Below are 21754 nucleotides of genomic sequence, written 5' to 3' on the forward strand. Positions count from 1 at the left end.
TCGGCCATGCGAAAGGCGATGGCGCAATTCTGGTCTTCGCGCAAGAATGCAGGTCTATAGTCGGCGCCTGCCACAACGGACACGGCATGATGCGGGAATATTCGGCCTATACGCTGCTCAGGAACGCGCTGACCGGCAATCGCGACTGGAAGCCGGCGTGGCGAAAGCCGGAACCAAAGCCGAGTTACGATGTGATCGTCATCGGTGGCGGCGGCCACGGTCTGGCGACCGCCTACTACCTCGCCAAGGAGCACGGCATCACCAACGTCGCCGTGATCGAGAAGGGTTATCTCGGCTCGGGCAATGTCGGCCGCAACACGACAGCCGTGCGCTCCAACTACCTGCTGCCGGAAAACCATCGCTTCTACGAACATTCGATGGACCTGTGGGAGAACCTCTCCCACGAACTCAACTACAACGTGATGTTCTCGCAGCGCGGCTGCCTGAACCTCGCGCACACGCCGGGGCAGCTCGACGAATATGTCCGCCGCGGCAATGCGCTGCGCCACTCGGGCATCGATTCCGAGCTGATGACGGTCGAGCAGGTCAGACGCCTCGTGCCGGCGCTCGACGTTTCGAGATCGGCTCGCTTTCCGATCATCGGCGGCGTCATGCAGCGGAGCGCTGGAACAGCCCGGCACGACGCCGTCGCCTGGGGATATGCGCGCGGCGCCGATCGCCGCGGCGTCGACATCGTCGAGAATTGCGAGGTGACGGGTTTCCTGCGCGACGGCGACCGGGTGACGGGTGTCTCGACCACGCGCGGCGAGATCAAGGCGAAGAAGGTGGCTGTTGCCGTGGCCGGAAGCACCGGCAGGGTCATGAGGCTTGCCGGTTTCGAGACGATGCCGATTGAAAGCCAGGTGCTCCAGGCCTTCGTCTCGGAATCGCTGAAACCTATCCTCGACACGGTGCTGACCTTCGGCATGGGTCACTTTTATGTGGCGCAGTCCGACAAGGGCGGCCTGATCTACGGCGGCGCGCTCGACGGCTACAACAGCTATGCCCAGCGCGGCAGCCTGCCTCTGGTCGAGGAAGTGCACTCGGAGATGCTGGCGCTGTTTCCAGGGCTCGCCAGTGTGCGCATGTTGCGCTCCTGGGGCGGCATCTGCGACATGTCTATGGACGGCTCGCCGATCATCACGACCGGCCCCCTGCCCGGCATGTATCTCAACTGCGGCTGGTGCTACGGAGGCTTCAAGGCGACGCCGGCATCGGGCTGGTGCTTTGCCCACACAATAGCGAAGGACGAGCCGCACCCGCTGAACGCCGCCTTCACGCTCGACCGCTTTCACCGCGGCATACTGATCGACGACAAGGGTCAGGGCGCGACGCCCAATTTGCACTAGATAAGTTACGCAATTCCGGACGGAAAACCGCTACGCACTTTTCCTGGAATTGCTTTAGGGACGAGACAGATGATCATCACCTGCCCCTATTGCGGCCCTCGCGACTCATCTGAATTCGTCTATCAGGGCGAAGGCGGACGCACGCGCCCCGACCAGGCCTCGACCGACCAGGCGGCTTGGAACGCCTATGTCTACGACCGCGTTAACACTGCCGGCGACCACGATGAGATTTGGCAGCACTCCGGCGGCTGCCGCGCGCATCTAAGGATCGTTCGCAACACTGTGACTCACAAGATCCTGAGCGTGGCCTTCGCGCGCGACCACGGCAGGCCGCATGGACGGCGCAAGGCGGAGACGCCGGCATGAGCCCGCGCCGCGCCATGAGCGGCGGTCTGGTCGACCGTTCGCGCTCCATCCGCTTCAGCTTCGACGGCCAGGATTTCACCGGCCATCCGGGCGACACGTTGGCGTCGGCGTTGCTTGCCAATGGCGTGTCGCTGTTCGGCCGCTCGTTCAAATATCACCGTCCGCGCGGCGTGCTTGCCGCCGGCGTCGACGAGCCCAACGCACTGGTCACGGTGCTGCGCGGCGAGGCGCGCGAGCCGAACATCCAGGCGACCATGCTGGAAATCCATGATGGCCTGAAGGTCGTCAGCCAGAACCGCTTTCCGACGCTCGGCTTCGACATCGGCGCGGTCAACCAACTCGGCAGCAAAATCCTCGGCGCGGGCTTCTACTACAAGACCTTCATGGGTCCGGTATTCGGGCCATTGAAGGGTACGCGCTTCTGGATGTTCTGCGAACATTTCATTCGCCGCGCGGCGGGCCTTGGCAGCGCCAGCGCAGCCCCCGACTCGTCGCGCTACGAGCGCATGAATGCCTTCTGCGACGTGCTGGTAGTCGGTTCGGGTCCGGCCGGCCTGATAGCGGCAAAGGCTGCGGCGGCAAGCGGTGCGCGCGTGGTGGTCGCCGAGCAGGCCGCGCGCTTCGGCGGTTCCGCCAACTGGTCCGGCGAGACGATCGACGCGCGGCCGGCGAATGAATGGGTGGCGGGCCTCGCGCATGAACTTTCCGAACTGGCGAACGTGACGCTGCTGCCGCGCACGACCGCTTGGGGCTATTACGACGGCAACACGATCGCAGCGCTGGAGCGTGTCGCCGACCACAAGTCTTCGACGCGCAAGGGCGAACCGCGCCACCGCCACTGGACGATCCGCGCGGGCAAGGTCGTGCTGGCGACCGGCGCCTTCGAGCGTCCGCTGGTTTTCCCTGGCAACGACCGCCCGGGCGTCATGCTGGCGAGCGCAGCGGAGCGCTACGCCGGCGAATACGGCGTGCTGCCAGGCGAGAAGGTCGCCGTCTTCACCAACAACGACGGCGCCTACCGCTCCGCCCTGGCTTTGCGGGAAGCGGGTTGCCGCATTGTTGCGATTGTCGACGTGCGCGCGGACATATCATCTGCGGCGCGTGAACTCGCGGTTCGCACCGGCGCCGAAATCCTGACCGTACGCGCGGTTGTCGGCACCGAAGGCGGCAAAGCGCTGACCGGCATCAAGGTGCAGGGCTTCCATGCCGAGACCGGCACGCTCAGCGGCGACGCGCGAACGATCGAGGCGGATTGCCTGTTGGTGTCGGGAGGTTGGTCGCCGGTCATCAATCTCGCTAGCCAGGCCGGCGCGAAGGCGGAATGGAGCGAAAGGCTGCAGGCTTTCCTGCCGCCGAAAAACGCCGACGGCTGGATCGGCGCCGGCGGCTTCAACGGCACGTTCGCGCTTGAGGCTGCCCTCGCCGAAGGTCTTGCTGCCGGCGGCAAGACAGCCGACGCTGTGCCGGATGTGATCAGCTACGAACTGGACATTGCCCCCGCCCCTGTCTTCGAAATCGAGGCGGGCGGAAAGGCTTTCGTCGACTTCCAGCACGACGTGACAGCAGACGACGTACGCCTCGCCCACCGCGAGGGCTTCCAGTCGGTCGAGCATCTCAAGCGCTACACGACGCTCGGCATGGCGACAGACCAAGGAAAGACCTCGAATGTGCCGGGCCTCGCCATCATGGCGAACGCGTTGGGCAAGCAGATCCCCGAGGTTGGCACCACGCGCTTTCGCCCCCCCTTCGCGCCGGTGACGATCGGCGCGCTCGCGGCTGAACGTTATGGCGAGATCAGGCCGGAACGCCTGACGCCGATGCATGACTGGCACATCGCCAATGGCGCGACGATGTATTCGGCTGGCTTGTGGCATCGAACGATGATCTACGGCCTTCCGGGCGAAACGGTCGAGCAGGCCTATGTGCGTGAGGCCAAGACGACGCGCGAGGCTGCTGGCATCGCCGACGTCTCGACGCTCGGCAAGATCATGGTCCAGGGGCCGGATGCCGTAGATTTCCTCGACCGCGTCTACACCAACACCTTCTCGACGCTGCCGGTGGGCAAGGCGCGCTACGGGCTGATGTTGCGCGAGGATGGGCTCGTGCTCGACGACGGCACGACTTGGCGGCTGGGCGAGCAGGACTTCCTGATGACGACCACCACGGCAAACGCCGGCAAGGTCATGCAGCATCTCGAATATCTGCTCGACGTGATCTGGCCCGATCTGAAGGTTCAACTGACCTCAGTCACCGACCAATGGGCCGGCGCATCGATCGCAGGCCCGAAGTCGCGGGAAATCCTCGCCGCCTGCGTGACCGGCGCCAAAGTCGATAACGACACGTTGCCCTTCATGGGCATCGTGTACGGCGAGATATCAGGCGCGCCGGTGATGATCTGCCGCCTCTCCTTCTCGGGCGAACTGGCCTACGAGGTCTATTCCGGCGCGGGCCACGGCACCCATGTCTGGGAAGCGCTGATCGAGGTCGGCAAGGCGTTCGGCCTGGTGCCTTACGGGCTGGAAGCTCTCGGCACGATGCGTATCGAGAAGGGGCACGTTACCGGCGCCGAGATCGACGGCCGTGTCACGGCGCGCGACCTGCATCTCGACTGGATGCTGTCGAAGAAGAAGCCGTTCGTCGGCTCGATGATGATGGATCGCGAAGGGCTGACCGCGCCCGACCGGCTGCAGCTCGTCGGCATCATGTCGCTCGACAATCTACCGCTCAACGGCGGCTCGCATATCATGGAAGAACTCGACCGTGACAACCCGCATGGCTCGATCGGCCATATGACCGCGGCCTGCTACTCGCCGGCGCTTGGGCGGCATATCGGGCTGGCGCTGGTGAAGGCAGGCAAGGAGCTGCGCGGCACGCGGGCATTCATCTCCGACCCGCTGCGCAAGCGTTTCGGGCCGGTCGAGATCGTCAGCCACCATTTCTACGATCCCGAAGGGAAGCGCATGCATGGTTGACCAGCTCTCGCCGCTTGCGCCGGTGCTGCGGCCGGGCAGCCACCCCGCCCCCGGCGGCATCGGCGTTCGCCTTTCCGAGGTTGAGCCGGGCTCGATCGTGCAGCTCGCCGCCTGGCGGGGGAGCGAGAGCGCGATGACCTCCGCGATTGACGATGTCATGGGCTTGGCGGTCCCCGACGGCGCGGGCAGCGGCGTCTCGACCGACACGAAAGCCGCCTTCGGCTTCGCGCCGGGAAAATTCCTCGTCGTCGATCAGGACGAGGGCCTGGCGGCGTCCCTTGCCAATGCCGTCTCCGCCGAAACGGGAACCGTCACCGATCTTTCGCATGGACGCACCGCGATCAGGATCGGCGGCTCCAAAGCGGAGTGGGTGCTGGGCAAATTCTTCGCCATCGATTTCTCGCTGCCGGCCTTTCCGCTCGGCTCGGGCCTGTCGACGGTGCACCACGACATCTTCGCGCAGATCCAGCGCACGGGCGTGGACCAGTTCGACGTGTACGTCTTCCGGTCTTTCGCACGTTCGTTCTGGAATTCACTCTGCCACGCGAGCGAAGAGGTCGGCTACGAGGTTCGGTAGTCACCGCATTTCCGGCTCGCCGCGATAGTGCGCCTTGGATCACCCTGCTAAGGTCGGGCGGGATATGGTGGGGTCACGCATGCGGCTTGCAGCGGGCGCAAGACTTCTCTGGTTTGTCGGGCTTGCGGTGCTGGCCTTCGCAGACGCTGCCACGGCGGCAGGGCTGACGCCGCCGCGCAACCAGACCTTTCCCACCCTCGAACCAGCGTTGAAGCCGCTGCGTCAGGCAGCCTACGATCATGCCGTTGCGGGGCGTAGGATCGAGGCTCGAGCAGTACTCGCCGACATGGCGCAAAAGATCGAGGCAAGCTACGGCGCCGACAGTCGCGAAATGCAGGATTTCTATCGCGACCAGGCGGCGCTTCTGTCAATTGCCGGCGATGGCATCAACGCGCTGGACAGCGCCCGCAAGGCCGTGACGCTGGCAAGGAAGAGTTCGGTCGGCTACGTCTTCTTCAGCGGCGCGGACCCGGCCATAAGCCTCGACGATCAGACGGCGGCTTTCCGCGATTTCGTCGCTCTCGCCGACACGCACCGCAACGATGTGGCGGACCAGATGGCGCTGCTCGACGAGGCGTTTCGCATCTCGCAGATGGCAGCGCTCGGCAAGGCTTCCATTGCTGCATTTCGCAAGCTTCAGGAAAACCGTCTGCAGCCCGGACAGGAGCGCGACCTCTTCAACCTCGCCTGGACGACCAGCGATCGTATCTACCCGCTCGACTATGCCCGGAACATCGTCGTCCGCATGGGCGAGGACATGGCCAAAGCGGGTCTGCTGACTGTGAAGGACGTCGAGGTGCTCAATCAGGACATCGCAACCCAGGAGGCCTCGATCGCCTTGCTCGGCGAGTATATGGACGGGCTGAAAAACGTGCTTCTGCCTGAACCTCTGGGCATTGCCGAGGTCAAGGCGCGGCTCGACGCCGACGAAGCCTACGTGGCGTTCATCGCCGGCAATGACGCCTACCTCTATGTCTTCTGCGTGACCAGCCGCGGCTTCGTGTTCAGGAACCTCGATTTCGCGTCGCATGGGGCCGAGGGGCTGATCTCCAGACTGAGAAGCGCGATGAACGTGGCGAATGGACGCGGCGCGGTGACGCTGAAGACAGAAGCCGCCGAGCCCTCGAAACAGGTACTGGAGACAGCTTGGGAGCTCTACGAAACGCTGTTCTTCGATATCCAGTCCATCCTGTCAGGCAAGACGCATATCTGGTTGAGCGTGGATGGCGAGCTTGCGAAATTCCCCTTCGAGGCACTCGTTGCCCAGCCGCCGGGTCCCGGTACGACCTTCGCCGACGCCGCATGGTTCGTGCGCCGCCATGCAGTGACCGTGCTGCCGACGCTGGCGCTGCTCGGCAAGCCCAGGACCGCTTCCCCGTCCCGATTGCGCTTCCTCGGCATCGGCAACCCGGACTACCGCGCCTTGGCCTCATGGGACAGGCGGCCGCGGGAAACGCGCGATATCGAAACGCTGGCGCCGTTGCCGGAGTCCGCTTCTGAGGCACAAGGCATCGGGCGGGCGTTGGCGGCCGCATCGACCGACATTCTCGTCGGGCCGGCCGCCCATGAGGCACGGCTGCAGGAGCTCTCGCGCTCCGGGGAGCTGGCCCGTTACGACATCATGCTTTTCGCCACCCACGGCCTGCTGCCGCGGGAGATGGAAGATGCGTTCGAGGGCGGTCTGGCGCTAACCCCGACACGGGATTTCATTTCGCCGCCGAGCATATGGAGCGCCTTCGTCCTGAACATCGAGACCGATGGACTGTTGACCAGCCGCGAGATCGCGACCCTCAAACTCGATGCGGACCTGGTCGTCCTGTCGGCCTGCAACACCGGCGCGGCGAGCCCGACCGACAACGAAGGCTACTCCGGCCTGACGCAAGCCTTCCTCGTCGCAGGCGCAAGGACGATGGTCGTGTCGCACTGGCCGGTCGTATCAGATGCCGCGGTGGAGATCACAACGCGGATGATCGCCGCACTGAAGGGAGCTCCGTCCGGCAAGCCGTTGGCTTTCGCCCACCGCCAAGCGCTGCTCGACGTGATTGCGACAGGGGGCGCACAAGCGCACCCGCGCTATTGGGCGCCATTCTCGATCTTTGGCGGTCCCTGACCCGGAACGCTAGCGGCTGAACACCGCCCAATCGTCGACCGGCGCACGCTCTGTGCGCAGCCTGTTTTCCGGCTTGGAGGCATCCTCGTAGCCGAGCGCCATGCCGCAGACGACAATCTCGTCGTCCGTAATGCCGAGCACGGGCCTGATCTGCTGGTGATATGGCGCAAAGGCGGCTTGCGGGCAGGTGTGCAGCCCTCTCGCTCGCGCCGCGATCATGATGTTCTGCAGGAACATGCCGTAATCAACCCACGAGCCCTGGTTCAGCCGGCGGTCGATGGTGAAGATCATGCCGACCGGCGCGTCGAAGAACACGAAGTTGCGGTCGTGCTGCGCGCGCATCTGGTCGACGTCGCGCTTGCCGATGCCGAGATGGCCGTAGAGCGCGTAGCCGACCGCGCGGCGGCGAGCGTAGTAGGGCTCGAAGAACTTGTCGGGGTAATATTTGTACTCGCCCCTCGCGTGTTCGGCGCGAAGACCGGAGTCGAGGATCGCGCGGGACACACGCTCCCTGGTTTCGCCTGAAGTCACATAGACGCGCCAGGGCTGCATGTTGGTGCCGGAGGGCGCCCAGGACGAGACGTCGAGGATCTCGCGGATCATCGATTCAGGGACCGCATCTGGCAGGAAAGCGCGCACTGAGCGCCGCGAGGTGATCGCCTCGTCAACGGTAGCAGTCTCGTCGAGCAGCGGTTTGTTCTTGTCCCGTGCCAGCATGTCATCCCGCCCCGGATAGGCGCCAAATCACCGACGGTCCGGCCACCTCAAGGGATGGCATTGTCGCCGATGGCGGGGCAAGTAAATCTTCCTTCACGCGTGAAAGGATACTTGATTTTTTCACTGCGTTGGGGTTTCGTGAAATTCTGGCTTAATTTTTCACGAGAACGGCATGTCGCCAGAGAGTTCATTGCTCCCGGAGGATCCTCTGTCCGCCACGCAGCTACTTGCGCACGACATTCGCGCGTTGAGAAAGGCGCGCGGCCTCACGCTGGCCGAAATCGGTGCAAGGTTGAAGCGGTCGGTTGGCTGGCTGAGCCAAGTCGAGCGCGGACTGTCCGTACCGTCGCTGGCCGACCTCAGGGCGTTTGCCGAATTCTTCGGCGTGCCGCTCAGCCTGTTTTTCGGCCACCAGGCGCTGAGCGACGAGGAGCGCGGCGTCGTGGTCCGCTCCGGTAGCCGCCGCTCGCTTGGCACAAGCGAATCCGGGCTGGTGGAGGAGCTTCTGTCGCCTGACCTTGGCGGTAGTTTCGAGATGTTGCGCTCCGTCTTCGAGCCGGGCGCCGAACTGGCCAAGGCCGCGCTCCGCAAGACCGAGGAGGCCGGCTATGTCGTGTCGGGGCGCTTCGACATTGAGATCGACGGCGTCTGGCACCGGCTTGGCGAGGGCGACAGCTTCCGGTTCGAGGCAAAGCCGTTCCGCTGGAAAAATCCGGGCAAGGAACCGGCGGTGGTGATCTGGGTCGTGTCGCCGCCGGTGTACTGAGCGGAACAATCGAAAGAGGACAGCAAGTGGCGGAAATTCCTTCGACCGCGCGTGTGGTGATCATTGGAGGCGGCGCGGTCGGCGTGTCCTCGCTCTATCATCTGGCCAAGGCCGGGTGGACCGACTGCGTGCTCTTGGAAAAGAACGAGCTGACTTCCGGCTCGACCTGGCACGCGGCCGGCAACGTGCCGACCTTCTCGTCCTCCTGGTCGCTGATGAACATGCAGCGCTATTCGACCGAGCTTTATCGCGAGCTGGCGAAGGCGGTCGACTATCCGATGAACTACCACGTCACCGGCTCGTTGCGGCTCGCCCACACCAGCGAGCGCATGCAGGAATTCCAGCGCGCCAAGGGCATGGGCCGCTATCAGGGCATGGACATCGACGTTGTCGGGCTCGATGAAATCAGGCGGCGCTATCCTTTCATCGAGACGCATGAGCTCAAGGGCGCGCTCTACGATCCGAGCGATGGCGACATCGACCCGGCGCAGCTGACGCAGGCGCTGGCCAAGGGCGCGCGCGACATGGGCGCGAAGATCATCCGCTTCTGCCCGGTGACCGGCGCTCGCCGCGAGAACGGCGAATGGGCGATCGAGACGCCCAAGGGTGAAATCCGCTGCGAATATATCGTCAACGCTGGCGGCTATCGTGCGGCGGAAGTCGGGGCGCTCTTCGGCCGCAAGGTGCCGATGATGGTGATGAGCCATCAGTATATCCTGTTCGAGGAGATCCCCGAACTCGCCGCCTGGACGAAGGAGGTCGGCCACAAGCTGCCGCTGCTGCGCGACGTCGACACGTCGTACTATCTGCGGCAGGAAAAGACCGGCATGAACCTCGGGCCCTACGAGCGCAACTGCCGCGCGCACTGGGCAACCCATAACGACCCGATGCCGGAGGATTTCTCGTTCCAGCTTTTCCCGGACGATCTGGAGCGGCTGGAGCATTATCTCAACGACGCAATCGCACGCGTACCGATCCTCGGCACCGCCGGCCTCTCCAAGGTGATCAACGGCCCAATCCCCTATGCGCCGGACGGCAATCCGCTGATCGGGCCGATGCCCGGCGTGCCCAACGCCTTCGAGGCCTGCGTCTTCACCTTCGGCATTGCCCAGGCCGGCGGCGCCGGCAAGGTGCTGTCCGAATGGGTGACAGAAGGCCAGACCGAATGGGATATGTGGTCCTGCGACCCGCGCCGCTTCACCGCCTTCGCCGCCGAGCCGGACTATGCCGTAGCCAAGGGCATGGAAATCTACGGCAACGAATACGCGATCAATTTCCCGCGCCATGCCTGGCCCGCCGCACGAGGGCGAAAGCTGTCGCCGATCCACGACAGGATCGCGGGATTGGGAGCGCAGTTCAACGCCTACAATGGCTGGGAGCGCGCGACCTGGTACTTCAAGCAAGGCGACGACATTTCGGAGGAAAGCACGCTGACCTTCCGGCGCAACGGTCCATGGGAAAAACGGGTACGCGAGGAGTGCCTCGCAGTGCGCGACGCGGCCGGCATTCTCGACCTGCCCGGCTTCTCGCGTTTCCGGCTGCAGGGCGAAGGCGCGCGGGAATGGCTCTCCACCATGATTACGGGCCTCGTGCCAAAACCCGGCAAGATCGGCCTCGGCTATTTCGCCGACGACAAGGGCCGCATTGTCACCGAGATGTCGATCATGGCGATCGAAGAGGATCTCTTCTTCCTGATCACCGCTTCCGTGGCAGAGCTTCACGACTTCGAGTGGCTTGAGAAGCATCTTCCGCAACAGACTCGAATGACTCTGCAAAATGTCACGGATGCCTTTGCCTGCCAGATCCTTTCCGGTCCGAACTCGAGGGCGATCCTTGCCGAAATATGCGACGCCGACCTTTCCCTCCCCTGGCTGTCGCATCAGTCGGTCCAGATCGCTGGTCGGTGGTGCCAGCTCGTGCGGGTCTCCTTCGCCGGAGAGCTTGGCTGGGAAATCCACTCGAAGGTCGAGGATACGCCGGCGATCTTCGATGCGGTCTGGGAGGCCGGGCAGAAGCATGGCCTGAAGCCGTTCGGCATGCTCGCGCTGGATTCGCTTCGGCTTGAAAAAGGCTACCGTGCCTGGAAACAGGACCTCTCGACCGACTACACGATGCTGCAGGGCGGGCTCGAGCGTTTCGTCAAATGGGACAAGCCTGATTTCCGCGGCAAGGCGGCGCTGCAGAGCGAAAAGCAGCAGGGCGTGAAGAAGCGCTTCGTCACGCTGGTCGTCGACGCCGGCGAGTTCGACGCGCCTTACATGTCGACGCTGTGGCATGGCGGCAAGATCGTCGGCGAGACTACGTCAGGAGGTTTTGGCCACCGGGTGGACAAATCGATCGCGCTCGGCATGCTGCGCGCCGATCTCACCGAGCCCGGCACGACGGTCGAGGTAGAGATATTCGGAGAGCGCTATCACGCGACGGTCCAGAAGGACGAGCCGCTGTGGGATCCCAGGAACGAGAGGCTGAGAGCTTAACATGCCGACACCATCGAAACGTCTCGGCGGCATCGTCCCCGCCGGCAAGAGCGGCTGGGAAGTGCATTTCGCCGCGATGACCCGCAAACAGGCGGGCGAGCCGATCATCATGCTGTCGGTCGGCGACCATGATTTCGACACGCCTGCCGAAACCGTCGAAGCCTGCGTGACGGCGGTGCGGTCTGGCCATCACCATTATACGCAGCTTGCCGGACTGCCGCGCCTGCGCGAGGCGATGGCGAAAATTTCGACGCGCTGCACCGGGGTGCAGACCAGCGCGTCCGAGATAATCGCCGCGCCCGGCGGACAGCTGGCGCTCTACGCAGCAGTGCAGGGCACGCTGGACAAGGGTGATCACGCGGTCGTGGTGGCACCCTATTATGCCACCTATCCCGGCACGTTCCGCGCGGCCGAAGCGGATTTCACCGTGGTCGAGGCGCAGGCCACCGACGGCTTCCAGCCGCGCGCCGCCGCGATCGAGGCGGCGTTGAAACCGAACACGAAGGCGATCCTCATCAACACGCCGAACAACCCGACTGGCGCGGTCTACTCTCGGGAGTGCCTGGAAGCCATCGCGAAGCTTTGCGTCAGCCGCGATCTCTGGCTGCTCTCCGACGAGGTCTACTGGACGCTCGGCGGCGGGCATCATGTGTCGCCGCGCGCCCTGCCCGGCATGGCGGAGCGGACGCTGGTCATCAACTCGATGTCGAAGAGCCACGGCATGACCGGCTGGCGCATCGGCTGGCTGACAGGGCCTGAAAGCATGATCTCGCTGCTCATCAGCCTGAATCTCGTGACCACATACGGCCTCACCGATTTTGTGTCGCGGGCTGCGATCGAGGCGCTGGAGAACGACTACGGGGTCGAGCGGATCGCCGGCATCTACAACGGCCGGCGCAAGACTTTCCTCGACGCTATCCGCGGGCTGAACGATATCACGGTGCGTGGTTCCGAGGGCGGCATGTATGTCATGCTGGACGTCAGCGCGATCGAACCCGACGACGAGAAATTCGCCTGGGATTTCCTCGACGCCGAGAAGGTCGGCGTCATGCCGGGATCGAGCTTTGGCGACGCGGCCGCGGGACATATTCGCATCAGCCTCTGCCAGCCGGACGACGTGCTGCTGGAAGCCGCGGCCCGCCTTCGCCGCTTCGCCTCTTCCTATCGCAGCAAGGCAGCCTGATCGATGGCCGCCCTGCCCTCGAAGGCCCGCGCCGTCATCATCGGCGGCGGAGTTTCCGGCTGCTCCGTCGCCTATCACCTGACCAAGCTCGGCTGGACGGATGTGGTGTTGCTCGAGCGGAAGCAGCTCACCTCAGGCACGACCTGGCACGCGGCCGGCCTGATCGGCCAGTTGCGCGGCTCGCAGAACATGACGCGGCTCGCGAAATATTCGGCCGACCTCTACGTCAAGCTGGAGGCCGAGACCGGCGTCGCCACCGGCATGCGGCAGGTCGGTTCGATCACTGTAGCGCTGACGGAAGAGCGCAAGCACGAGATCTACCGGCAGGCCACGGTCGCGCGCGCCTTCGACGTGGATGTCCGCGAAATCTCGCCGGCCGAAGTCAAGCAGATGTATCCGCATGTCAACATCGACGGCGTGGTCGGTGCGGTGCACCTGCCGCTCGACGGCCAGTGCGACCCGGCGAACATCGCGATGGCTCTTGCGAAAGGCGCCAGGCAGCGCGGCGCCAGGATTCTCGAGGGCGTGAAGGTAACGGCGGTTCATCAGAAGAACGGCCGCGTCGCCGGCGTGTCATGGACGCAAGGCGACGAGCGCGGCACGATCGACACCGACATCGTCATCAACTGCACCGGCATGTGGGCGCGCGACCTCGGCGCGATGTCCGGCGTCAACATCCCGCTGCACGCCTGCGAGCATTTTTACCTGATCACCGAGCCGATCCCGGGCCTGACGCGGCTGCCGGTGCTGAGGGTCCCGGACGAGTGCGCCTACTACAAGGAGGACGCCGGCAAGATGATGCTCGGCGCCTTCGAGCCGGTGGCGAAACCGTGGGGCATGGACGGCATAAGCGAGGATTTCTGCTTCGACCAGTTGCCCGAGGATATGGAGCATTTCGCGCCTATCCTCGAAATGGGCGTGAACCGCATGCCGATGCTGGAGACAGCCGGCATCCATACCTTCTTCAACGGTCCCGAGAGTTTTACCCCCGACGATCGCTATTATCTGGGCGAAGCCCCGGAGCTTGCCGGCTACTGGATGGCGACGGGCTATAATTCGATCGGCATCGTTTCCTCCGGCGGCGCCGGCATGGCGCTGGCGCAGTGGATCAACGATGGTGAGGCTCCCTTCGACCTCTGGGAGGTCGACATACGCAGGACGCAACCGTTCCAGAAGAACCGCAGCTACCTGAAGGCGCGCGTCACCGAGACGCTCGGTCTGCTCTATGCCGACCACTTCCCCTACCGGCAGACGGCGTCCGCGCGGGGCGTCAGGCGTTCCCCCCTCCACGAACATCTCAAGGCGCGCGGCGCAGTGTTCGGCGAGGTGGCGGGCTGGGAGCGCGCCAACTGGTTCGCGAAGCCGGGTCAGGAACGCGAATACCGCTATAGCTGGAAGCGACAGAACTGGTTCGACAACCAGCGCGAAGAGCACATGGCGATCAGGAACGGCGTCGGCCTGTTCGACATGACCTCGTTCGGAAAAATCCGCGTCGAGGGCCGCGACGCGCTGGCCTTCCTGCAAAGGCTCTGCGCCAACGATGTCGACGTGCCGGCGGGCAGGATCGTCTACACGCAGATGCTGAATGCGAGAGGCGGCATCGAGAGCGACCTGACGGTGACGCGGCTGTCGGCGACGGCCTTCTTCCTCGTCGTGCCTGGCGTGACTTTGCAGCGCGATCTCGCCTGGCTGAGGCGGCACGTCGGCGATGAGTTCGTAGTCATTACCGATGTGACGGCGGCAGAGAGCGTGCTCTGCCTGATGGGGCCGAAGTCCAGGGACTTGATTCAAAAGGTGAGCCCGAACGATTTCTCGAATGAAAACAATCCGTTCGGAACGTTTCAAGAGATCGAGATAGGCATGGGGCTCGCTCGCGCCCACCGCGTCACCTATGTCGGCGAGCTTGGCTGGGAACTCTATGTCTCGACCGAGCAGGCAGTGCATGTCTTCGAGGCGATCGAGGATGCCGGCTCGGATCTCGGGCTGAAACTCTGCGGGCTGCACACGCTGGATTCCTGCCGCATCGAGAAGGCATTCCGCCATTTCGGCCACGACATCACCGACGAGGATCACGTGCTGGAAGCCGGGCTGGGTTTCGCGGTGAAGACAGCCAAGGGCGATTTCCTCGGACGCGATGCGGTGCTCAGGAAGCGCGAGGCCGGACTGTCGCGCCGGCTGGTGCAGTTCCGGTTGAAGGATGCCGAGCCGCTGCTCTTCCACAACGAGGCGGTGGTGCGCGACGGCCGGATCGTCGGCACGGTCACCTCCGGCAACTACGGCCACTTCCTCGGCAGCGCGATCGGCATGGGCTACGTGCCCTGCCCCGGCGAGAGCGAGGCGGATGTGCTGGCCTCGTCCTACGAGGTCGAGATCGCGGGCGAGCACTTTGCGGCGCAGACCAGCCTGAAGCCGATGTACGACCCGAAGGCCGAACGGGTGAGGATGTAAGCGGCGCCCTAAAACGCGGCGAGCTTGCGCTTCACCTTTTCCAGGAAGGCAGCGCGAGATTGGGGCGTCGATTTGTCCATATCGTAATGCGCGAGGTAGAGCGTGCGGGTGCGCGGAGCGCAGAGCGCGCGTAGGCCGCGCAGGATGGTCTTGCGGCCGGGCTGGCCCATGAGCATGGAAATCCACCATGCCGCGCCGCACGTGGTGACGACGCCAACGCGGCCGATATGCGGGACGAGCGAAACGATGCGGCCGCCGTCGGGCGGCAGCTTGAAGGCGACATCGGTCGCCCAGACACGGTCGAGCCAGCCTTTCAGCATGGCCGGCAGCCCGTACCACCACGTCGGATAAACGAACAGGATCGCCTGTGCCCATTTGAGGTTTTCGATATGAGGCGCGAGTTTCGGATCGGTCGGCGCGCGATCCATATGGCGGCGTTCGTCGGCGCCTACTACCGGATCGAATCCTTCGGCGTAGAGGTCAACCAGCCTGACTTCGCAGCCGCGCGACGACAGCGCGGCGAGAACGGTGTCGCGGACCGCCGCGCTGAAACTCTCCGGTACCGGGTGGCAGTAGACGACCAGGCATCTCATTGGGGCACCTCATCAGAAAGAATCCATCTTCGCCGCGACCTTCGCCATGAACTTTTCCCTCGACTGCGGTGTCGAGAGGTTCATGGAATAATGCGCGAGATAGGAAACCGGCGCGCCGGGCTTGACCGTCAGGCGCAGCATCCGGTGGATCAGCTTTTTCGGCGGATTGCCCATCAGCACGGCGCGAAACCAGCTGCCGCCATAGGTGGTGACGGCCGCCACCTTGCGGATGTTGTGGAGGCTGGGCGTCGCCTTGCCGTCGACCATGCGGAACGACACGCCCGGCAGGAAGACGCGGTCGAAGAAGCCCTTGAGGATGGCGGGAAAACCGTAATTCCAGACCGGAAACGAGAGCACGATGGCTTCGGCCGCAAGCAGGCGGCGGACATAGGGATCGATGGCTTCATATGGTCCGCGCGGATCGTGATAGGCGAGCCGCTCGGCCCGGGTGAGGCGTGGATCGAAGTCCTCGGCGTAGAGGTCCAGATCGTCGACGGCATGGCCGGCGGCGGTCAGGCGCTCGACGATTGTCCGGTGGAGCGCGGCATTGAAGCTTGTTTCGACGGGATGGGCGTAGAGGACGAGGATTTTCATGCCGTTGCCGTCATGAGGCCTTCTCCAGCCCCTTGAACAAAAACACCTTGCCGGAACGGAAGTCGTAAGAGGGATTTTCCCAGGCGATCATCTTGCCGGGGTTGAGCAGGCCTTGCGGGTCCGCCTCGCGCTTGAAGGCGAGCTGGATCTCGTCGGTCTGCTTCATGCCGCCCTCCTCCAGCGTGTAGCGGTGCGGGTTGAAGATCGGGCAGCCGCTCGCCTCGAAAGTGCGGATGATCTCGTCGAGCCGCTGCTCGGTGGTGAAACGCACGAGGTTCAGCCCGAAAGCGGTGATGTTGCCGTCGAAGCGCACGAATTCGAGATGCGAGAAGACTTCGCCGGGGAAGAGACCGTCGATCTTTTCGATCAGCGCGAGATGGCCGGGGAACGGGTAGAGCGACTGGAGGTAGGTCATCGCAGGATCGACGCGCAGCGCGCGCAGCGTCGTGTGGTTCCAGGCAAGCTCGTAGGCGGGCGGCAGACCCTTCTTGTCTTCGTCCGAAGCGGTGGCCGAGTTGTAAACGACCTCACCGCCGGCGCGGCGCGTGAAGGCGAGGAAGGCGTCGAGCGAATGCGGCGCGACCATGACGACGCAGATGCTCTGGCCTTCCCTAAGGAATTTCTGGTGCCGCTTGAAGTAGAGCCAGGGAACGGGTGCGGCGATCGGCGTGACCAGCTTGGTGAGCAGGCCGTCCTGGCAGGCGAGCGCGTTGCCGTAGCGCGCCGCGCCCATGAAGCTGTCGAAGCCGACAATGACGTCGACCCAGTCGTAGGATGCCGTCAGCGGCATCTCGACCTCGGTGATGATGCCGTTGGTGCCGTAGGCGTGGGTGACCTTGTGCAGGTCCTCTCCGGTGAGTTCGAGCACGCGAGGCTCCGCCTCCATGGTGACGACGCGCAGGCGAAGCACGTTGCCGAAATCGCGCAAGCCGCCAAAATTGATCGAGCCGACGCCGCCCGAGCCGCCGGCGATGAAGCCGCCGATCGAGGCGGTGGCGTAGGTTGACGGGTGGAGCCGCAGCTCCTGCCCCGAATGGGCCCGCGTGGCGCGGTCGATGTCGGCGACGATCGCGCCCGGACCGGCGACTACGCGCCCGGTCGAGATCGCGGTGACGGCGTTCATCTCGGCGAGGCTGAGCACGACGCCGCCCGACAGCGGCATGGCCTGGCCATAATTGCCGGTGCCGGTGCCGCGCGGCGTGACGGGCACGCCGTGGCGGTGGCAGGCGGCGAGCACGCGGATGACTTCGGCCTCGCTTTTCGGCGAGACGACAAGGTCGGCGGTGACATGGTCGAGCTGGCGCTTGAGCACCGGGCTGTACCAGTAGAAGTCGCGGCTCTTCTGCTGGACGATCTTCGGGTTGTCCTCGATCTTCAGCCCGGAAAGATCCGCTTTCAGCGCTTCAATGTCCATCAGGCCCCCATCAGATCGTCGAGCTCGGCATAGTCCGGCAGGTCGCGCTCGATCGCCCGGCCGTCGCGCACCACGATGCGATCCGATTCGGGGCGCGACAGCAATTCCGTCCAGCTTCTGCCCTTGAAAACGATGAAATCGGCGGGGCCGCCGGCGGCGAGCACTCCGGCGCCGTCGAGCCGCATGATCCCGGCGGGGGTCGAGGCGACCGCCTTCGGCCAGTCGCCGACCGGATGGTCGAAATGCAAAATACGCGTCGCCATCCGGTAAACCTCCAGCATGTCGAGGTCGCCATAGGCGTAGAAGGGATCGCGCGTATTGTCGGAGGCGACCGCGACCGGAATGCCGCGCGCGCTCATCTCGTGCAGCAGCGTCACGCCGCGCCAACGCGGCGTCGTGCCGTTGTGGCGGCGGTCCTGCAGATAGAGGTTGCACATCGGCAGCGAGACGACCGCGAGCCCGGCCTTCGCCACCTTGTCCAGCGTGTCGAGCACATCGCGGTCCGGCTGGCGCGCCAGCGAACAGCAATGGCCGACGAGTATCTTGCCCTGGAAATTGTTCCACAGGGCAGCCTCCCCGATCTTTTTCAGCGAGATGGCAGACACGTCATCGGTTTCGTCGGCATGGAAGTCGAGGTCGAGGCCGTGCTCGATGGCGAGCGAAAAGACGAAGTCGAGCAGTTCCTCGAGATCGGGCAGCATGTAGCTCACGCAGCCGAGCACGCCCTTGGCGGCGGCAACGCGCTTCGCCAGCGCCGCGAACCATGCCCGGTCGCGCGCGGCTTCGATGCCGGTGAGACACGCGGCCTGCAGCTCGATCCGGCCGGCCCAGCGTTCGCGCATCTGTTCGAAGACCGGCCAGGATATGGTTTCCTGCGGGGCGACGCTGTCGAGATGTGTGCGGATCGCCTTGGTGCCATGGGCGTAGGCCGAGCGCAGCGAAAAATCCATGCGGCGGGATACGTCGGCAGCATCCCAGCGGGCAGCGCGATCCTCGCCTGTTGCATTGAGCGCGCCCATGAAGGAGCCGTCCGGATTGGGTTTTCGCGGCCAGATGTGGCCCTTGTCGATATGGGTGTGGCAGTCGACGAAACAGGGCAGAACGATGCGACAGGCAAGATCGATGGCGGCTGGAACGGCGGGATCGTGGGGGGTGATCGAGGCTATCTTGCCGCCGGAAACAGCGATGTCGGCGAGGAAGAAGCCGTCGGCGTCGGCCGGTGCGGCGAGGCTCGGCGTCAGCGAGGCATGCAGTCGCGCGCGGGAGAGCGTGTAGGGGCCGGAGGCTGGAACGAGCGGCATTGTCATTTCCGGAAGTTTCACCGCTCCTGCTTCAGCGCGCTCTCGTGCCAGCGGCGCAGGATGAGATGCGAGGCGAGCGACAGCACGAGAAAGATCACGATGCCGGTGAAGGAGATCAGGATCAACGCGGCGAAGAGGCGCGGCGCGTTCAGGCGGTAGCCGGCCTCGATGATGCGCGAGGCAAGCCCCGATGACTGGCCTGTGGAACCGGCCACGAATTCGGCTACCACCGCGCCGATGAGCGACAGGCCGCCGGCGATCTTCAGGCCGCCGAGGAAATAGGGCATGGCTGCCGGCAGCCTGAGATGCCAGAGCTGCTGCCAGCGCGTCGCGCCGTTGAGCTTGAACAGGTCGATGAGGTTGCGGTCGACGGAGTTCAGCCCGAGCGTCGTGTTGGAGAGGATCGGGAAGAAAGCGACGATCCAGGCGCAGAGCAGAAGCTTGGCCGTCTGGTTGTCCACATAGATGTTGATGAGCGGGAAAACCGCCACGATCGGCGTCACCTGCAGGATGACGGCGAAGGGAAAGAACGACATCTCCACCCATTTCGACTGGGCGAACAGAACGGCGAGGCCAACGCCGCCGGCAACCGCCAGCGCGAGGCCGAGGAAGGTGATGCGCAGCGTCACCAGCAGCGAGCCGAACAGGAGGCCGGCGTCGGTGTAGAGCGTCGCAAGCACTTCGCCCGGACGCGGCAGGATGTAGCGCGGGATCTCGTTCCAGACGCAGATGCGGTCCCAGAGCCATATGGCGACGATCATGATGACGAGCGGCAGCACCCATTTGCCGATGCGCTCCAGCCGCGCCGCGCGGACGCGCCGCGCCTCTTCCGGGTCGAGCGGGATCGCAGCCGCGCCCGGCTCAATGGCCGTCATCAAGACCTCCGCCAAGCGTGATCGCCTCGCCGAGCACGCCCGACGCCTCGCGGCAGAGCGCGGCATAGTCGGGCGACGTGCGAAACGCGTCGTCGCGCGGATAGGGAGCATCGACTGATATCTCGCGGAAAACGCGGCCGGGCCGCGCCGCCATGACGACGATGCGGTTGGACAGGAAGACGCTCTCGAAGACGCTGTGGGTGACGAAGACGACGGTGAAGCGTTCGTCCTGCCAGAGATCGAGCAAGTCGTCGTTGAGCCTGAAGCGGGTGATCTCGTCGAGCGCCGCGAAAGGCTCGTCCATCAGGAGCAGGCGCGGCTTGGTCACCAGCCCTCGCGCGATCGAGACGCGCATCTTCATGCCGCCGGAAAGTTCGCGCGGCATGGCGTTCTCGAAGCCGGTGAGATGCACGCGTTCGATCATCTCCTTGATCGCAGGCGTCGCCTTGTCACGCGAGACGCCGCGCAGGCGCAGCGGCAGCCAGACATTGTCGAAGACAGTGGCCCAGGGAAGCAGGGTCGGCTCCTGGAACACGAAGCCGATGTCGGCGCGGCCCCGCGCGTCGCCGCGCCAGTCGAGTAGGCCGGTCGTCGGCGTCGACAGACCCGCGATCAGGCGCAGCGCCGTCGACTTGCCGCAACCCGAAGGTCCGAGCAGGCTGACGAAATCGCCCTGCCCGATCGCCAAGTCGACATTGCGCAGCGCGGTGACGCCGTTGGAGAAGCTTTTTCCGACGTCGCGCAGGACGAGCAGGGGTTTTTCACCCCCGCCCGGCGCTTCGCCGGCCATAGCCCTCATCTCCTGCAGCATGCGACCCGGGATTACTTCTTCAGGTCGAGGCCGACGCCCTTGTTGACGAACGCAAGCGTGTAGGACTTCTTGATGTCGATGCCTTCGGGCAGCACCTTGGCCTTCACCATCTTGTCGTAGAAACTCTGGATGCGCGCGTCTGTCATGGCGCCGATGCCGAGCTTTTCCGTATCGCCCGAATCGACGATGCCGAACTTCTTCATCTGGGCGATGGAGAAGGCGATCTGCTCGTCGGTGATATCAGGATTGTCCTTCTTGATCGCCTCGTTGGCGGCCTTGTTGTCGCCGTAGAGATAGTTGTACCAGCCCTTGGCGGTGCCATCGACGAAGCACTGGACGACCTCGGGACGCTTGTCGATCGTGTCCTGCATCGTCTCTATGGTGGTCGAGTAGGTGTCGTAGCCGTAGTCGGCAAGCAGGAACTGATTGGGCACGAAGCCGCCTTCCTTCTCGACCGCATAGGGCTCGGACGTCACATAACCCTGCTGGGCGGACTTCTTGTTTGCGAGGAATGGAGCGGGGTTGAACGTGTAGGGCACGCGCTTCGCGGGATCGAAACCGAACTCGGTCGCCATCCATAGCAGGAAGCTTTGCGCGCCCTCGTCGCTGAGGATGTACTGGTCCGCGTTCTTCAGATCCTCCCACGTGTCGAGACCCTGGCCGGGATGGGTCATCAGAACCTGCGGCTCCTTCTGGAAGGAGGCGGCGACGACCCGCAGCGGAATGTTCTGCACCACGGCGTCGAATGCCTGCTGCATGTTGCCGCCCATGTAGAAATCGATCTTGCCGGCGAGAAGCAACGGCCGGCCGGCGACCTGTGGACCGCCCTGCTGGATCGTGACCTCCAGCCCGCAGGCGGCGTAGGTGCCGTCGGCGACCGACTGATAGTAGCCGCCGTGCTCGGCCTGGGCGAGCCAGTTGGACATGAAGGTCACCGGAACGGCAAAGGCGGTGGTGGCCGTGGCCGCGGAGATGGCGAAAGCCGCCGTGGAAATCGTAAGAAGCCTGTTCATGACGTCACCCTCTGATTGTCCTCGCGCAACCCGCGCGCGGAATTCGACACCTTGGTTCTCAAAGCAAGACATGTGCCACTGGCTGCCCCCCTTTCCGTGAAGCGGAAAGAGCCGATCGCCATGCCGTTCGGCGTGCATGGTGCCTATTTTTCGGGCGCGAGTCCATGTTGCCGGAATACGATGCTGCC

The 21754-nt window shown here is 64.4% G+C and carries 17 protein-coding genes; 9 read left to right on the plus strand and 8 right to left on the minus strand.

What is annotated here, in order from left to right; translation table 11 throughout:
- Window positions 1-89: 89 nt before the first annotated feature.
- The 5 genes from ABLE71_RS14865 (at window position 90) to ABLE71_RS14885 (ending at window position 7374) form a co-directional block, all read left to right on the plus strand.
- Complete coding sequence (locus ABLE71_RS14865) at window positions 90-1349, plus strand: sarcosine oxidase subunit beta family protein (protein ID WP_348784497.1); 1260 nt, start codon at window positions 90-92, stop codon at window positions 1347-1349.
- A 69-nt stretch (window positions 1350-1418) separates the two neighbouring features.
- Complete coding sequence (locus tag ABLE71_RS14870; protein WP_348784207.1) at window positions 1419-1715, plus strand: sarcosine oxidase subunit delta; 297 nt, start codon at window positions 1419-1421, stop codon at window positions 1713-1715.
- Complete coding sequence (locus tag ABLE71_RS14875) at window positions 1712-4687, plus strand: sarcosine oxidase subunit alpha family protein (RefSeq protein ID WP_348784208.1); 2976 nt, start codon at window positions 1712-1714, stop codon at window positions 4685-4687. Before ABLE71_RS14870 ends, ABLE71_RS14875 begins: the two co-directional genes overlap by 4 nt.
- Window positions 4680-5264 (plus strand): sarcosine oxidase subunit gamma family protein, encoded by a 585-nt coding sequence (gene soxG / locus ABLE71_RS14880; RefSeq protein ID WP_348784209.1) that lies wholly within the window; start codon window positions 4680-4682, stop codon window positions 5262-5264. The genes ABLE71_RS14875 and soxG overlap by 8 nt, the downstream gene beginning before the upstream one ends.
- A gap of 79 nt (window positions 5265-5343) precedes the next feature.
- On the plus strand, window positions 5344-7374 hold the full coding sequence (locus ABLE71_RS14885; RefSeq protein ID WP_348784210.1) for a CHAT domain-containing protein: 2031 nt from the start codon (window positions 5344-5346) through the stop codon (window positions 7372-7374).
- A 9-nt stretch (window positions 7375-7383) separates the two neighbouring features.
- Here the strand turns inward: ABLE71_RS14885 and ABLE71_RS14890 are convergent, their stop codons facing one another.
- Window positions 7384-8091 (minus strand): nitroreductase, encoded by a 708-nt coding sequence (locus tag ABLE71_RS14890; RefSeq protein WP_348784211.1) that lies wholly within the window; start codon window positions 8089-8091, stop codon window positions 7384-7386.
- A gap of 172 nt (window positions 8092-8263) precedes the next feature.
- Between ABLE71_RS14890 and ABLE71_RS14895 the strand changes: the two genes are divergently transcribed.
- Genes ABLE71_RS14895 through ABLE71_RS14910 form a run of 4 tightly spaced genes read left to right on the plus strand, consistent with a single transcriptional unit; the run spans window position 8264 to window position 14965 of the window.
- On the plus strand, window positions 8264-8857 hold the full coding sequence (locus ABLE71_RS14895; RefSeq protein WP_348784212.1) for an XRE family transcriptional regulator: 594 nt from the start codon (window positions 8264-8266) through the stop codon (window positions 8855-8857).
- A 26-nt stretch (window positions 8858-8883) separates the two neighbouring features.
- Complete coding sequence (locus ABLE71_RS14900; protein WP_348784213.1) at window positions 8884-11334, plus strand: FAD-dependent oxidoreductase; 2451 nt, start codon at window positions 8884-8886, stop codon at window positions 11332-11334.
- Between the two features lies 1 nt (window position 11335).
- On the plus strand, window positions 11336-12517 hold the full coding sequence (locus tag ABLE71_RS14905; RefSeq protein WP_348784214.1) for a pyridoxal phosphate-dependent aminotransferase: 1182 nt from the start codon (window positions 11336-11338) through the stop codon (window positions 12515-12517).
- A 3-nt stretch (window positions 12518-12520) separates the two neighbouring features.
- A complete protein-coding gene (locus tag ABLE71_RS14910; protein WP_348784215.1) occupies window positions 12521-14965 on the plus strand; it encodes an FAD-dependent oxidoreductase in 2445 nt (814 codons plus the stop codon).
- 8 nt (window positions 14966-14973) lie between these two features.
- Here the strand turns inward: ABLE71_RS14910 and ABLE71_RS14915 are convergent, their stop codons facing one another.
- Genes ABLE71_RS14915 through ABLE71_RS14945 form a run of 7 tightly spaced genes read right to left on the minus strand, consistent with a single transcriptional unit; the run spans window position 14974 to window position 21566 of the window.
- A complete protein-coding gene (locus ABLE71_RS14915; protein ID WP_348784216.1) occupies window positions 14974-15558 on the minus strand; it encodes an NAD(P)H-dependent oxidoreductase in 585 nt (194 codons plus the stop codon).
- Between the two features lie 12 nt (window positions 15559-15570).
- Window positions 15571-16152, minus strand: a complete 582-nt coding sequence (locus tag ABLE71_RS14920; RefSeq protein ID WP_348784217.1) for an NAD(P)H-dependent oxidoreductase — start codon at window positions 16150-16152, stop codon at window positions 15571-15573.
- 10 nt (window positions 16153-16162) lie between these two features.
- A complete protein-coding gene (locus ABLE71_RS14925; protein WP_348784218.1) occupies window positions 16163-17566 on the minus strand; it encodes an FAD-binding oxidoreductase in 1404 nt (467 codons plus the stop codon).
- Window positions 17566-18867 (minus strand): cytosine deaminase, encoded by a 1302-nt coding sequence (locus ABLE71_RS14930; RefSeq protein WP_348784219.1) that lies wholly within the window; start codon window positions 18865-18867, stop codon window positions 17566-17568. Before ABLE71_RS14930 ends, ABLE71_RS14925 begins: the two co-directional genes overlap by 1 nt.
- 17 nt (window positions 18868-18884) lie before the next feature.
- Window positions 18885-19742, minus strand: coding sequence for an ABC transporter permease (locus tag ABLE71_RS14935; RefSeq protein WP_348784220.1), 858 nt, complete (start codon window positions 19740-19742; stop codon window positions 18885-18887).
- The gene (locus ABLE71_RS14940) at window positions 19729-20532 is read right to left on the minus strand and encodes an ABC transporter ATP-binding protein (RefSeq protein ID WP_348784221.1); all 804 of its coding nucleotides are present in this window, start codon (window positions 20530-20532) and stop codon (window positions 19729-19731) included. Before ABLE71_RS14940 ends, ABLE71_RS14935 begins: the two co-directional genes overlap by 14 nt.
- Before the next feature lie 32 nt (window positions 20533-20564).
- Window positions 20565-21566: an ABC transporter substrate-binding protein gene (locus tag ABLE71_RS14945; protein ID WP_348784222.1), complete on the minus strand. Its 1002-nt coding sequence runs from the start codon at window positions 21564-21566 to the stop codon at window positions 20565-20567.
- Window positions 21567-21754 lie beyond the last annotated feature (188 nt).

The organism is Mesorhizobium sp. KR9-304 (genome assembly GCF_040049215.1).
In the GTDB taxonomy this organism is placed as follows: domain Bacteria; phylum Pseudomonadota; class Alphaproteobacteria; order Rhizobiales; family Rhizobiaceae; genus Mesorhizobium_K.